Source organism: Streptococcus oricebi, assembly GCF_017883985.1.
GTDB lineage: Bacteria > Bacillota > Bacilli > Lactobacillales > Streptococcaceae > Streptococcus > Streptococcus oricebi.
In genome coordinates this window covers 227,378-239,732 of record NZ_PRDG01000002.1, presented here as the reverse complement: position 1 = coordinate 239,732, position 12,355 = coordinate 227,378, and the positions used below count along the sequence as shown (strand labels likewise).

At 43.8% G+C, this 12,355-nt stretch carries 13 protein-coding genes, 1 tRNA gene and 1 other RNA gene; 4 read left to right on the top strand and 11 right to left on the bottom strand.

Going from position 1 to position 12,355, the window contains the following annotated elements; translation table 11 throughout:
- Positions 1-134 precede the first annotated feature (134 nt).
- From C4K46_RS03810 to dnaG, 5 genes are all read right to left on the bottom strand, one after another.
- Positions 135-222: transfer RNA gene (locus C4K46_RS03810), tRNA-Ser, on the bottom strand.
- A gap of 25 nt (positions 223-247) precedes the next feature.
- Positions 248-596: a transfer-messenger RNA gene (gene ssrA, locus C4K46_RS03805) on the bottom strand.
- Positions 597-695: 99 nt separating this feature from the next.
- The gene (locus C4K46_RS03800; RefSeq protein ID WP_209627555.1) at positions 696-1,034 is read right to left on the bottom strand and encodes a metal-sulfur cluster assembly factor; all 339 of its coding nucleotides are present in this window, start codon (positions 1,032-1,034) and stop codon (positions 696-698) included.
- Positions 1,035-1,064: 30 nt separating this feature from the next.
- Positions 1,065-2,177 carry an RNA polymerase sigma factor RpoD gene (gene rpoD / locus C4K46_RS03795; RefSeq protein WP_209627554.1) on the bottom strand — a complete coding sequence of 371 codons (1,113 nt, stop codon included), beginning with the start codon at positions 2,175-2,177 and terminating at the stop codon, positions 1,065-1,067.
- A gap of 2 nt (positions 2,178-2,179) precedes the next feature.
- Entirely contained in the window at positions 2,180-3,967 is a 1,788-nt protein-coding gene (gene dnaG, locus C4K46_RS03790; protein WP_209627553.1) for a DNA primase, read from the bottom strand.
- Between the two features lie 149 nt (positions 3,968-4,116).
- On the opposite strand from dnaG, the gene mscL reads away from it, so the two are divergent.
- Complete coding sequence (gene mscL / locus C4K46_RS03785; protein WP_209627552.1) at positions 4,117-4,497, top strand: large conductance mechanosensitive channel protein MscL; 381 nt, start codon at positions 4,117-4,119, stop codon at positions 4,495-4,497.
- Between the two features lie 92 nt (positions 4,498-4,589).
- Here mscL and rpsU read toward each other — a convergent pair whose 3' ends face one another.
- Positions 4,590-4,766 (bottom strand): 30S ribosomal protein S21, encoded by a 177-nt coding sequence (gene rpsU, locus C4K46_RS03780; RefSeq protein WP_000048054.1) that lies wholly within the window; start codon positions 4,764-4,766, stop codon positions 4,590-4,592.
- Between the two features lie 253 nt (positions 4,767-5,019).
- On the opposite strand from rpsU, the gene C4K46_RS03775 reads away from it, so the two are divergent.
- Positions 5,020-5,436 (top strand): hypothetical protein, encoded by a 417-nt coding sequence (locus C4K46_RS03775; protein WP_209627551.1) that lies wholly within the window; start codon positions 5,020-5,022, stop codon positions 5,434-5,436.
- Positions 5,437-5,512: 76 nt separating this feature from the next.
- On the opposite strand, the gene C4K46_RS03770 is transcribed toward C4K46_RS03775, so the two are convergent.
- The 4 genes from C4K46_RS03770 to C4K46_RS03755 form a co-directional block, all read right to left on the bottom strand.
- Positions 5,513-6,199, bottom strand: coding sequence for a DUF4956 domain-containing protein (locus tag C4K46_RS03770; protein WP_209627550.1), 687 nt, complete (start codon positions 6,197-6,199; stop codon positions 5,513-5,515).
- Between the two features lie 12 nt (positions 6,200-6,211).
- On the bottom strand, positions 6,212-6,943 hold the full coding sequence (locus tag C4K46_RS03765) for a polyphosphate polymerase domain-containing protein (RefSeq protein WP_209627549.1): 732 nt from the start codon (positions 6,941-6,943) through the stop codon (positions 6,212-6,214).
- A 573-nt stretch (positions 6,944-7,516) separates the two neighbouring features.
- Complete coding sequence (locus C4K46_RS03760; RefSeq protein ID WP_209627548.1) at positions 7,517-8,992, bottom strand: M56 family metallopeptidase; 1,476 nt, start codon at positions 8,990-8,992, stop codon at positions 7,517-7,519.
- Between the two features lie 23 nt (positions 8,993-9,015).
- A complete protein-coding gene (locus C4K46_RS03755; protein ID WP_209627547.1) occupies positions 9,016-9,387 on the bottom strand; it encodes a BlaI/MecI/CopY family transcriptional regulator in 372 nt (123 codons plus the stop codon).
- 340 nt (positions 9,388-9,727) lie between these two features.
- Here C4K46_RS03755 and C4K46_RS03750 point away from each other — a divergent pair, with 340 nt between their 5' ends.
- Complete coding sequence (locus C4K46_RS03750) at positions 9,728-10,099, top strand: hypothetical protein (protein ID WP_209627546.1); 372 nt, start codon at positions 9,728-9,730, stop codon at positions 10,097-10,099.
- Positions 10,100-10,262: 163 nt separating this feature from the next.
- Here the strand turns inward: C4K46_RS03750 and C4K46_RS03745 are convergent, their stop codons facing one another.
- A complete protein-coding gene (locus C4K46_RS03745) occupies positions 10,263-10,619 on the bottom strand; it encodes a DUF1304 domain-containing protein (RefSeq protein WP_209627545.1) in 357 nt (118 codons plus the stop codon).
- A gap of 162 nt (positions 10,620-10,781) precedes the next feature.
- On the opposite strand from C4K46_RS03745, the gene C4K46_RS03740 reads away from it, so the two are divergent.
- The gene (locus C4K46_RS03740; protein WP_209627544.1) at positions 10,782-12,098 is read left to right on the top strand and encodes an FAD-containing oxidoreductase; all 1,317 of its coding nucleotides are present in this window, start codon (positions 10,782-10,784) and stop codon (positions 12,096-12,098) included.
- Positions 12,099-12,355: the final 257 nt, after the last annotated feature.

Below are 12,355 nucleotides of genomic sequence, written 5' to 3'. Positions count from 1 at the left end.
ATATCTCTAGCTGTAAAAGTCCTCTATCTTATGGGACTTTTTTGACTAGAAAAAAAAAGACAAGACCTCTTGGTCTTGTCCAGGCTTTAGTTTTCGTCACCCACTAGAGTTGACAAAGATATTTTTAAAATAAACGGAAGACATGGGATTCGAACCCACGCACGCTTTTACACGCCTACTGCGTTTCCAACACAGCCTCTTAAGCCTCTTGAGTAATCTTCCATGATAGAGGTCAGACAAATAACCTCAATGGAGCCGGTGGGAGTCGAACCCACGTCCAGACACCTGCCAGCATATTTGTCTACAACCATAGGCTATGTCTTATTTTAACTTAACTTTGACACATAGCTCAAGTCCAAGCCAAGCGAGTCTATCAATCTCTTGCAGGGCCGCTAGACCAGACCCTACCGTAGCTTGCTAAAATAAAGACCTAGCATTAGACACAAGCCATCCAAATCAGGTCACGCCCGCTGGTTTTTAGGCAGCTAAAGCGTAAGAATTATTATTTTTTGCAGTTATATTTAACTGGCGTTTTACATCCGCTAGATGAGTCGCAAAATATGCCTCATAATGCCTGTCGAATCCGTAACGACCCCAAGACATAAAAATATTATACCATAAATTCTAGAAAATGCAATTTGAAAAGACGAGAATATATAAATAAGGTTTGGGACCGAGGCCCAAACCTTATTAGATTAACGTATTCCCAAAGCAATGCGGGCATAACGGCTCATTTTTTCAACGGTCCAAGCTGGATACCAGACCAGCTTGACCTCAACCTTACTTACTTCTGGTAGGGTCCGCAGGGCATCGTGGATTTGGTCAGTCAAGAGATCTGCCAGAGGACAGCCCATGGTCGTCAAGGTCATATCAATCTCTGTCTCTCCATTTTCGCCATTGAAACGAATTTCATAGATAAGGCCCAGATTGACAATATCAATTCCTAGCTCAGGGTCAATAACCTGCTCCAAACTTTCCAGAATTCGATTTTTGATGGCATCGATTTCTTCTGCTGTATATTTTTTATCTGACATAGCTTTTCCTCCACTCTTGATAGTTTATTCTTATTCCTCAATAAAGTCGCGCAAGGGTTTGCTGCGGCTTGGGTGGCGCAATTTACGAAGGGCCTTGGCCTCAATTTGCCGAATCCGCTCCCGCGTCACATTAAAGACCTTGCCCACATCTTCTAGGGTCCGCATTTTTCCATCGTCCAGACCAAAACGCAAGCGCAGGACGTTTTCTTCGCGGTCAGTTAGGGTATCGAGGACCTCGTCTAGCTGTTCACGCAAGACGACCCGAGTAGTATAGTCCACTGGATTTTCAATGACTTCATCCTCGATAAAGTCTCCCAGGTGGCTATCATCTTCTTCACCGATAGGGGTTTCCAGAGAAACAGGCTCCTGGGCAATCTTTAGGATTTCACGAACCTTGTCAGGAGTCATATCCATACGTTCGGCGATTTGCTCTGGGCTTGGATCCTGACCTAGCTCTTGAAGGAGGTTCCGTTGCTCACGAACCAACTTGTTAATGGTTTCGACCATATGGACAGGAATCCGAATCGTTCTAGCCTGGTCAGCAATGGCCCGGGTAATGGCCTGACGAATCCACCAAGTAGCATAGGTTGAAAACTTGAAGCCCTTGGTATAGTCAAACTTATCCACGGCCTTCATGAGTCCCATATTTCCCTCTTGAATCAAATCAAGAAACTGCATACCGCGGCCGACATAGCGTTTGGCGATAGATACCACCAGACGCAAGTTAGCTTCTGCCAAACGTTGCTTGGCCTCGGTGTCTCCCTGCTCAACCAGAATGGCTAGCTCCTGCTCCTCTTCATTGGTCAAGAGTGGCACAACCCCAATCTCCTTGAGATACATCCGGACTGGATCGTTGACCTTGGCTGAATTACTTCCTAGCAATTCCTCATCGCTCAAGTCTGCTTCTTCCTCCTCATTGTTTAGGACCCGGGCACTTGGATTGCCGGCCTTATCGGTAATGGAAATTCCTGCATCTTGAATCCGTTGCAAGAGGTCCTCAATCCCATCTGCATCCAAGGTAAAAGGAATGATGAGCAGATCATTGATTTCGTCATCGACTGCTACACCTGTTTTCTTATGGTTGCGGATAAATTCTGCAACCTGGACATCAAATGTTGTTACTTCTTTTTGTTTTGTAGCCATTCCTACTCCATTCTTCTTTTTTGAGCAATTAAACGCTCGATTTCCTGTATTGCTGCATCGTGGTCCCCTTTATGAGAGGCTTCACGAACATTTTTACTAATCAGCTGATTGTCCTTGCGGAGCAACTCCTTGTCCCTTGTGGCTTCTACCTCTGCCAACTCCTCAGTTGCCACTTCCTCAGGTAGGTCCTCTTCCAGGACCAGATACCAGGCCTGCTGGACCGCCTCTGACTGCTGGGAAAGGTCCTGAGGAGTAACCTCCCCATTTTCCTTAAGAATTTCAAACAAGACCTGTAATTCTGCTGTATCAAAGGTAAAATCCTCTCTTAGCCGATAGTCATTCAAAATCATAGGATGACTAATCATTCGGCTAAGTAGGTGGTTTTCCGCCTTGTGCAGTCGAGATAGGTGCTTAGCTAGGGGTAAGTCATGAGGAAGCGGAGCCGGAGCCAAGCTACTAGAGTAAGTGGTCTCCCCAGCTTGTCGACTGGACAAGCGGCTATTATTTACCGCCTGCTCTACCTGTTGGTAGTCAAAGTCCGGTAGCAATTCAGCCAACATGTAAATATAGGAATTCTGGGCCGTAATCGACTGGACTCCTGCAATAATCGGGGCCAAACTTTCGACAAACTCAATCTGGGCTTGAAGATTTTCGATATTTTCTGGCTTTAGATAGCCAATCAGAAACTCCACATTACTTATTCGCGTTTTGGTCAGCAAATTTTGCAAGTCCTCAGCTGAATTTTTAGCGATAAACTCATCCGGGTCCATCTGGTTAGGAATCTGGACAATCTCAATGCTTAAATCCTGCAACTCCTCTAAGGCCTTGGCTGTGGCTGCTTGACCAGCCCGGTCGCCATCATAGCTAAGGATAAGTCGCTTACTATACTTGCTTAAGTGGCTGACATGCTCACGCGTCAGAGCTGTCCCCATGGAAGCCACTGCATTCTCAATACCTGCCCGGTAGGCCGCAATCACATCCATAAAGCCTTCCATCAGATAGACCTCATGGTTCTTTTTGATAGAGGCCTTGGCCTTGTCTAAATGATAGAGTTCATAACTCTTATTAAAGATAGCAGTCGAGCGACTGTTCTTATACTTGGCTAGCTTTTGCTCCTGCTGGTTTTGGCGCCAAATCCGACCTGAAAAGGCAATAACTTGCCCTTGATCATTGGTCAAAGGAAAGACAATCCGATCCTGAAAGGCATCATAGACTAGATTATCCTCTGCCAGGTTAAAGAGGCCAGAGTCCATCATGGTCTGCTCAGAAAATTTCTGCTGCATACTCTGATAGAGATAGTTGCCCTCCCGCGGGGCAAGGCCCAGATGAAAATGCTGAATGACCTCATCTGTCAAGCCACGCTGGTGGAGGTAAGAGCGGGCCTCCTCCCCCATGGTCGTCGTCATCAAAATAGCATGATAAAACTTGGCCGCCTCCTGGTGAATATCATAGAGACCTTGATGGGGGTGGCTTCGTCTTGCCTGCTGGCTAGGTCCTTCTTCTATCTCTAAGGCTAGGCCCGAGCGCTCGGCCACAATCCTGACCGCATCCATAAAGGTGACGCCCCGATAGTCCTCGATGAACTTAAAAACATCTCCCGAACGACCGCAACCAAAGCAATGGTAGAACTGCTTATCCTCTACCACATTAAAAGAGGGGGTCTTTTCTCCATGAAAGGGACAAAGCCCTAGGAAATTACGACCAGCCTTGGTTAGGGCCACCGACTCTCCTATGACATCAACGATATTGACGCTATCTTTAATTTCAGAAATTTTTTCCTTTTCCAACAAGGCCAATACCTCCAATTTATCATAGAATATCAACTTATATTTTATAATAAAATCAAGCAAATGTAAAACATTCTAAATCATCTAGCTTGAGAAATTATTAAAATTAAGCTATAATGTAGACTAAAATAAAATTTCTGAAAGGAAACCACATGCTTAAAGAATTGAAAAACTTTCTCCTTCGCGGTAATGTTGTTGACCTTGCCGTTGCCGTAATCATCGGTGCTGCCTTTGGAGCAATCATCACTTCTCTTGTAGATGATATCATCACTCCGCTTATCCTAAATCCACTTTTGGAGGCTGCACAGGTTGAAAATATCGCTGCCCTTACTTGGAACGGTATCCGCTACGGAAGTTTCATCAGTGCTATCCTCAACTTCCTCATCATTGGTACTTCTCTCTTCTTTGTAGTCAAGGCTGCTGAAAAAGCACAAGGTCTTACTAAGCAGGAAGAAGAAAAAGAAGAGGAACCTGCTGGTCCAACTGAACTAGAAGTTCTTCAAGATATTAAAGCCTTGCTTGAAAAGCAATAAAATAGATGGAAAAAGCACTGAATCATTCAGTGTTTTTTGCTTGTCTTAAAAAGGGAAAGAAAAAACAGGTCGAAACCTGTTTTTTATAGTCATTAGAATTTCTTGCGCTTACGAGCTGCTTCTGATTTACGTTTACGTTTTACAGAAGGTTTTTCATAGAATTCACGTTTACGTGTTTCTTGAAGAGTACCAGCTTTCGTAACAGCACGTTTAAAACGGCGAAGAGCGTCGTCAAGAGACTCATTCTTACGTACTACTGTTTTTGACATTATTTTCACTCCCTTCAAGTTAGAATTCAGTTTATTTTAACACAAGGCGCCCTCTCTGTCAAGATATTTTTGTCAAAGGAATGTGGTAGCCTTTTTTAAAAAAGTTAAAAATTGCTGGAAAAATTGATAGAAGGCTTAAATGGAGGTTAGGAGAAAATGGACACTTAGCTCTCTTTTACCTAAAGAGATTGACTTTCCTCTAAAAAAGGAGAATAATAAGGACAGATAACTTTTATGCTTAAGGGAGAATAAAATGGAACACGACCCACTAACTAGCTACTCTTTCTTTCTGGTAGGCCTTTTCCTGACCCTCGTGATAGATAAGATTCCCAGTCGAAGATTTTACTCCTCCAAGGCCAGTCAAGAGGAGCAAGACCGAGACCAGGAGAAATTCTTGGATATTTACTTTGCCCTTATCTTAGCTCTGGCTACAGCCTCCTTTCATCATTTTTTTATTCCTGCTGCTTGGGGCATTATGCTGGCTCTACAAATCCTTCTTTATCGAGAAACCGGCTACCTTAGGCATGGCCTCCTCTTGCTCTTGCCCTTTATTTTGACTGTGGGGCTTGCTTTCTTGACCGACTCTGGCCACATAAAACTTGGGGCCTTCCTGGTAACTAGCTTTCTTGGTGGGCTTTACCTCTACCTCCTAAACCGAACAGAAGAATGATTTCAGCACTGACTTTAACTGACAGCAAAAAGGCCTGTAAACACTGTCAAAAGAGTTTTCAGGCCTTGCTGATTTCTTATAAGGTCTTTTTCTTCTTGGCAATCTTGCTGAGGCTGACTTCCTTGACCTTCTCATAGAGGAGAAATTCCTTGAGGAAATCCTGGTCGCTTAGCGAGGGTTGGAGTTCCACTACATATTCGAGCTGGAGACTTCGATTGCCCTCTATTGACTTGATACTAGCCAACTCCTGCTGCTTACAGCAGCGACTAAAGAGGGCCTCAAAAAGCAGTTCATAGTCAAAGTCAGCTGGTAGCTTGATTGTCAGATAACGCCTGGTCTGGCTGACCTGACTAAAGCTAGAATTTTCAAAGATAAATAGGGCCAGGGATAAAAGTAAGGTGAAAAAGACTGCCAAGCTGACATAGCCCATTCCTGTCGCGATACCAATGGCTGTCGCAATAAAGATTGCTAATAATTCCTTGGCTCCTCCTGCTGCTGAACGAAAGCGAATCAGGCTGAAGGTCCCGGCTACCGCTACACTGGTTCCCAGATTTCCATTTACTAAAAAGATAATCAGGGAAATAATGGTGGGCAAGAGGGAAAGGGTGATGACGAACTCCTTGGTATAAATGGTCTTGTATTTATAAACCTTGGCCAGCAGCAATCCTAGCAAGAGACTGACTCCGAGAGAGAAGATGAGCATCAAGGGATGGACCTTGACATCCTTGGCTAGAAAGATACTGTTAAATAATTGTTCAAGCACTGGGTAACCTCCTTAGGATTTAACTAACTTGGTTAATCTTTCTTGGCTCTTGAGGTAGGCCTTGCCATATTTTGAGAAGGATTGATCAAGCAGTTTGTACTTCTGGAGGGCCTGGGTCAGCCAGGTCGGGTAGGCACCAGCAACCTTGACTTCTAAAATAACCTTGTCCTCCTCTAGCAGGGGATAGCCATAGCGGCCGGCACTGATGTCCAAATCATAGTCCCGATAAAGGAGCTGGGAGTCGACCGTCAGGCGTACCTTGTGCTCCTTTTTAGCCTTGAGGGAATGGCGCTGATAGGCAATATACATCTTGGGCTTCAAATCAAGGTAACGATCTTGAAGTCGAGCCAGCTCTTCCACCACTCGCTCATCATCAATGCTTTCATCCTTGATTCCTTTTTCAATAAAGTTCAAGACAGAAAGAGGATTGGAAACTAGGCGGTACTTGTAACCAACTTCATCTTCCTTCTTTTTGATTTCTAGGAAAACTTGACTGTGGTCGGTCGGCTGGGCTTCATAGGTCCGCATTCTAATCTTTTCACGGCCATTAACCCTGGCCAGAGAATCCTGGATGACTTGATAGTCATCTGTATCAAAATAGATATTGGTAATACTTGACTGGGCATAGTCATCATCTACCAGATAGTCTTTGAGATCTTCCTTAAGACTGGCTAGGGTCGCCTTGTCTAAGATATACTTGGTTTCGATGCGTTTAAAGTTGGTTTGTAATTTTTTCTTGGTCATAGCTTTTTCCTTTCTTATTCTACATTTGTAGTATATAGCTTTAAAAATAAGGGAAGCCTTGATTCATAAATAGAATCTCACTTCCATGCCTTTAATCTTTTGAGAAAAGTTGGCGGATAAGTCTTCTTTTCTCCTAGTTCTGGTCTACCTGGCCCATTAGACTGGTTCCAAGATAGCTGGTCGATTTTTGCAGAGACTGATAAAGTCGCCAGAAGGAATTGACAATAAGTCTCAGGCGCTCCCACTCCTTTCCTTGCTAAATCAGCTTTTTTACTTTCTACAATTGTAGTATATGTTTATATTCTACAATTGTCTTTTTAATTTGTCAAGCATTATTTTTAAATTTTTTGAAAAATAAAAAAGATGGACTCGGAAGGCTTCCGAGTCCATCTCATTCTTATTGGCTTCACGTAGTCCAGTGGTCTGTATCAGCGACTGGAAAAGCAAGGCTAATCTCAAGCTTGAGATGTTAAGAAGGCAAGGCTAAGGGCTAAAAGACTTGTAAGCCTAGTAGCTATTTCCAAGAGCTTTTAGAAGCTCCAGACTTGCTGCCTTAGCAAGCCAAGAGCTAAGCTAGTCATCATCCTTATCGTCATCATCGTCCTTGTCATCGGCATCATCATCGTCGGACTTACTGCTAGCTCCGCCTTGCTGGGCAGAAGGGGCATAGTTATTAGCAGTTCCAGCAGCTGGAGCTTGGTTAGAGGCAGCAGTTTCTGGAGCCTGACTTTGACTGGCACTGCTTGGCTCGGCCTGGCTGGAGCTAGGTGCTGGCAGTGTTTTCTCGACTAGACTGGTCTTATTAGACCGAATAATGGAGCCATCCTTCATCCGAACATGGTATTCATAGCTGACCTTGCCATGAGAGAAATGGACAGTATAGGTCTCTTTCTGTCTTTCAATCTTAGGATTGCTGATGTCCTTGCTGGATAGGCCAAGATCCTTGAGGCTGGCCGCTAGGGCCTCTTCTGGGCTAAGCTGCTTTTGGGTCTGACCCTTATCCTTCTGCCGGTTCATTGCTAGCTTTTGCTGGGTCTTTGGAGCGGAACCAGCTTCAAGGGCAAAGATGGAACTGGATAGGATAAGTAAGATTGGAAGGGCCAAAAGACAGACACTAGAGAGGAACTTGCGGGGCAGACGGCTGTCCATAATGGCTACAATCCGTCGTTTTAACTTAAATTTATCGGAGTAAAAGCAGGTACTGAGGACCTGGGGATTTTTCTTGCTCCGGTCAATCATGGTCAGGATGGTTTCCCCATAAAAGGAACGGTAGGCCATATCTTGCTCCCGTAAAACAGCAAAATCACAGTACATCTCACCGGCTTCTTGAACTTCCTTACAGGAGAAATGCACGATTGGATTGAACCAATAGAGGCATTTTACCAAGATGACTAAGAAATTCACCAAAATATCATGGTGTTTGTAGTGGGTCAATTCATGCTGAAAAATCAGGCTTAATTCTTGCTCTTCATAATCTAACTCAGGCAAGATAATCATCGGTTTTCTAAGGCCGACCAACATGGGACTAGGTGATAGGGGATAGTGCAGAAGTTCAAAATTCCCCTTGATTCCCAATTTTTCCTTGGCTAGGATCAGCTGGTCGAGCAGGGCTGGATCGTCAATCTTCTCCCCCCAGCGAGCCAACATTTTCCTAAACTTAAAGTAGGCCAGGATATATTTGCCCAAGTAAAAGAGACAGCCTAAAAGCCAAATGACCAGGAGAATCTCAAACCAAGGCAGATCCAGGAGCTGGCTCCACCAGTTACTGCTTGGACTGGCTTGACTGGCTACTTCTGCCTCGCCTACTCTTACTAAGCCTTCTGTCACAACCGGACTGGTATTTGCTGCTTCTAGCGGTAGCTTAATCAAGCCCCCTCCTACTTGTGGTCGCCAAGGAAAGATAAAAGCAATAATCGTTAAAATCCAGACAAAATAGCGGACCTTAATCGAAATTCTATTTTTTAAGAGGCCAAAAATCAGGCCTAGAAACAAGACTAGCAGTGATGTATATAGACTTGTTAGTAAAAAAGATAGGATTGCATACTTCATATCCACACCTCAAATATCTCCCTTTATTTGTTTAAAAGATCACGTAATTCAGCTAAGTCAGCTTCCGAAAAGGAATTGGTCTGAAAGAGGGTCTTAACCAAGCCACCCATGGACTGGCCATGGTGGCGCTTGATAAAGTCAGAGGTCTCAAGGGCCAGATAGTCCTCCTCGGAAACCAAGGCCCGGTACTGGCGCTCCCGCCCCTTTCGTACACTGGCTAAAAAGCCCTTTTCGGTCAGGCGAGCCAAGACCGTCAGTAGGGTCTGGGGTTTCCAGTGGTTTTCCTCTCCCAACTTGTCCATAATCTGGGCTGAAGTCGTTGGCTCAGGTAGCTGCCAAATAATCTTTAAAATGGTAAATTCTCCGTCAGGTAAGCGTTTAATTGTCTTGTCCATAGAAGCTCCTCTCTTATAAAATTTCTTGTCTTCAAATATATTCTACATTTGTCTAATTAAAAAGTCAAGCAGATAGTAAAGAAAAGGCTCCTTTATTCAATAAAAACAAGCTCTTCTCTGCTTTCCCTAAATTTCCAGCTTTTCTTACCTAGGATAAATAAAAATTAAAGGAGATAGCAAAATCTCCAAAAATGCTGATATAACAGGATTTTTCAAGATCTTTCTTGGAGAAAAAACCTTGATATTTTCCTCTTTATCCAAGTTACTTTTAGACAATTTTAAGGTTTCTGTATAAAAATAGATAGCAAATAGGATACTATTAGATTTTAAGGAGGAAATCATGAAAAACATTTCTAAACTATCCTTAGTGGCTCTCCCACTTCTTTCCCTTTCCCTTCTAGCTGCTTGTGGTTCACAAAGCAGTAAGACCGAGCAATCGTCTTCTGAATCAAGCTCTAGCGTTTCTTCTTCATCTAGCTCAAGCTCAAGTAGCAAGAAGGATGCTTCCGTTAAGGTTGACGGCAATGGTGTTGAGGTCAATGCTGGAGACAGCGACAAGGATGCAAGCACTAGCACTAATGGCAACGGTGTCGATGTTAATGCTGGAGACACCAACGTTACCGCAAACGATGAAGGTGTGAATGTCAACGCCGGCGATACTAGCGTCAAGGTTGGTAGTGACGGTACTGTTGATGTCAATACTGGTCAATAAGCCTCATTTTCGATAAAACTAGAAAAAATTCCGTTAAATCAGTGATTTAACGGAATTTTTCTCTTTATTTTTCCTGACCCAATCAGGCTAGTAGCTGATGAACTTGGGACTTCTAGTCGTCAAGTTAGTTACTCTTTTTCTAAGTCCCAGTAGGTTTTTGCCCTTAGAAAAAGAGACTGACTAAGGTTAGAATGGCCAGGCCCCCTTGTTTAAGTAAAATCTTCGGATCACTGGTCCAGGCTCCATAGGCGGCCACAAGGATGATGTAGGCCATCAATAGGCCCAGCCAGATGGGATTGGGCTGGATGTAGAGGGCAATCAAGATCAGCAGGCCCAGAAGGCCATTATAGACCCCTTGATTTTTAAAGAGAGTATTGAGTGATTTTCTCTCTAGCTCGCTTTGCTCCATCCCAAAGACACGCGCTGTCGTCGCAGAGGCTGTGGCAAAGGTTTCCAAGTATAAAATATAGAAAAATTCTAAGGCGACCAAGGTCCCCAAAATAATGGTAAATAGTGACATATCTTCCTCCTAAAAACTTACCTGCCCAGTATAGCATATTTTTCTTTTGGCTGTCGAAAATCTTGCTCACAATCGGTCTTTAAGCCCCTTGAAATAGGGCCGTAGCAAAATCATGCATTTCCTTTTCATCTATGATAGAATCGTTAGTAGATGGAGGTATTTATGTTAAAATATGATTTAATCGTTATCGGCTTTGGAAAAGCTGGTAAAACCCTGGCAGCCAAAATGGCCACACTCGGCAAAAAGGTCGCCCTAGTTGAACGTAGCAAGGCCATGTATGGGGGAACCTGTATCAATATCGGTTGTCTGCCAACCAAGAGTCTCTATGTCTCTGCTGAAAGAGGACTTTCTTTTGAAGAGGCCATGAGCGAGAAAGATGCCATGACTAGCCGGCTCAACGCCAAAAACTATGGAGCAGTTACTGGGGCAACTGTCGATGTAATCGATGCCCAAGCCTCCTTTATTTCCAATAAGGTCCTAGAACTAAGGGCTGGTGATGAAGTCCAGCAAGCAAGCGCAGAAACTATCCTAATCAATACAGGAGCTGTTTCTAATCTTTTGCCAATTCCGGGTCTGGCTGACTCTAAAAATGTCTTTGACTCGACTGGTATTCAAAATCTAGACCAAGCACCGAAACGTCTGGGTATCCTGGGTGGGGGAAATATCGGTTTGGAATTTGCCGGTATTTATAACCAACTAGGAAGTCAAGTAACCGTCTTAGACGCCCTAGATGTCTTTTTACCTCGGGCAGAAGAGTCTATTGCCAGTCTAGCTAAACAATATCTAGAAGAAGATGGTATCGAAATCCGCCAAGGGATTCGGACCAAGCAAATCAAAAATGAGGGCGATGAGGTAGTCGTTGAGACCGAGACAGAAACCTTCCGCTTTGATGCCCTCCTGTATGCGACAGGTCGCAAGCCAAATGTTGAGCCCCTACACCTTGAAAATACAGATATTCAACTAAGCGAACGGGGAGCCATTCAGGTAGATGAGCACCTTGAAACATCTGTTCCTGGTGTCTTTGCTGCGGGAGATGTAAATGGTGGCTTGCAATTCACCTACATCTCCCTAGACGACTTTAGAATCCTCTTTAGCTATCTGGCTGGTGATGGCAGCTACACTCTCAAGGAAAGGAAAAATGTTCCTACGACCATGTTCCTCAATCCGCCACTGGCTCAAATCGGCTTGACCGAAAAGCAGGCACAGGAAGCTGGCCTACCTTATGCAGCCAAGGAAATCCCAGTAGCTGCTATGCCTCGAGGGCATGTCAATGCTGATTTGCGGGGAGCTTTCAAGGCTATTGTCAATACCGAAACCAAGGAAATTATCGGTGCAACTATTTTCTCTCAGGGGGCAGAGGAAATCATCAATATCATCACCGTAGCCATGGATAATCAGATTCCTTATACCTACTTTACTAAGCAAATCTTCACTCACCCTACCCTGGCTGAGAACCTCAACGATTTGTTTGCTATTTAAGATTTTTATAGAGAAGCGGGTCAGAAGTTATTTCTGACCTACTCTTTTTTACCTTCTTTTCCTGGAAAATTCGTTAACTTCCTAAAGAAAGTTCTACTAGGCTTAGAAGGGAAATTTAGTCTAAGAAAAACCAAGCAAAATAACAAAAAGTCAATTCTGACCTAGCTCCACCATAAAATTCTTCTAGCTTAATTTTATAGCTTATATTTATATATAATGCGCATTGGAAAGTTATTTGGGGAAATTCTTTGATTTTC

What these genes read in the sequence shown, in the direction of transcription:
- C4K46_RS03775 (WP_209627551.1), top strand. Translation starts at nt 5,020, where the DNA reads ATGGAACACGACCCACTAACTAGCTACTCTTTCTTTCTGGTAGGCCTT.
- rpoD (WP_209627554.1), bottom strand. Translation starts at nt 2,177, where the DNA reads ATGGCTACAAAACAAAAAGAAGTAACAACATTTGATGTCCAGGTTGCA.
- rpsU (WP_000048054.1), bottom strand. Translation starts at nt 4,766, where the DNA reads ATGTCAAAAACAGTAGTACGTAAGAATGAGTCTCTTGACGACGCTCTT.
- C4K46_RS03745 (WP_209627545.1), bottom strand. Translation starts at nt 10,619, where the DNA reads ATGTCACTATTTACCATTATTTTGGGGACCTTGGTCGCCTTAGAATTT.
- C4K46_RS03755 (WP_209627547.1), bottom strand. Translation starts at nt 9,387, where the DNA reads ATGGACAAGACAATTAAACGCTTACCTGACGGAGAATTTACCATTTTA.
- C4K46_RS03800 (WP_209627555.1), bottom strand. Translation starts at nt 1,034, where the DNA reads ATGTCAGATAAAAAATATACAGCAGAAGAAATCGATGCCATCAAAAAT.
- mscL (WP_209627552.1), top strand. Translation starts at nt 4,117, where the DNA reads ATGCTTAAAGAATTGAAAAACTTTCTCCTTCGCGGTAATGTTGTTGAC.
- C4K46_RS03740 (WP_209627544.1), top strand. Translation starts at nt 10,782, where the DNA reads ATGTTAAAATATGATTTAATCGTTATCGGCTTTGGAAAAGCTGGTAAA.
- C4K46_RS03750 (WP_209627546.1), top strand. Translation starts at nt 9,728, where the DNA reads ATGAAAAACATTTCTAAACTATCCTTAGTGGCTCTCCCACTTCTTTCC.
- C4K46_RS03760 (WP_209627548.1), bottom strand. Translation starts at nt 8,992, where the DNA reads ATGAAGTATGCAATCCTATCTTTTTTACTAACAAGTCTATATACATCA.
- C4K46_RS03765 (WP_209627549.1), bottom strand. Translation starts at nt 6,943, where the DNA reads ATGACCAAGAAAAAATTACAAACCAACTTTAAACGCATCGAAACCAAG.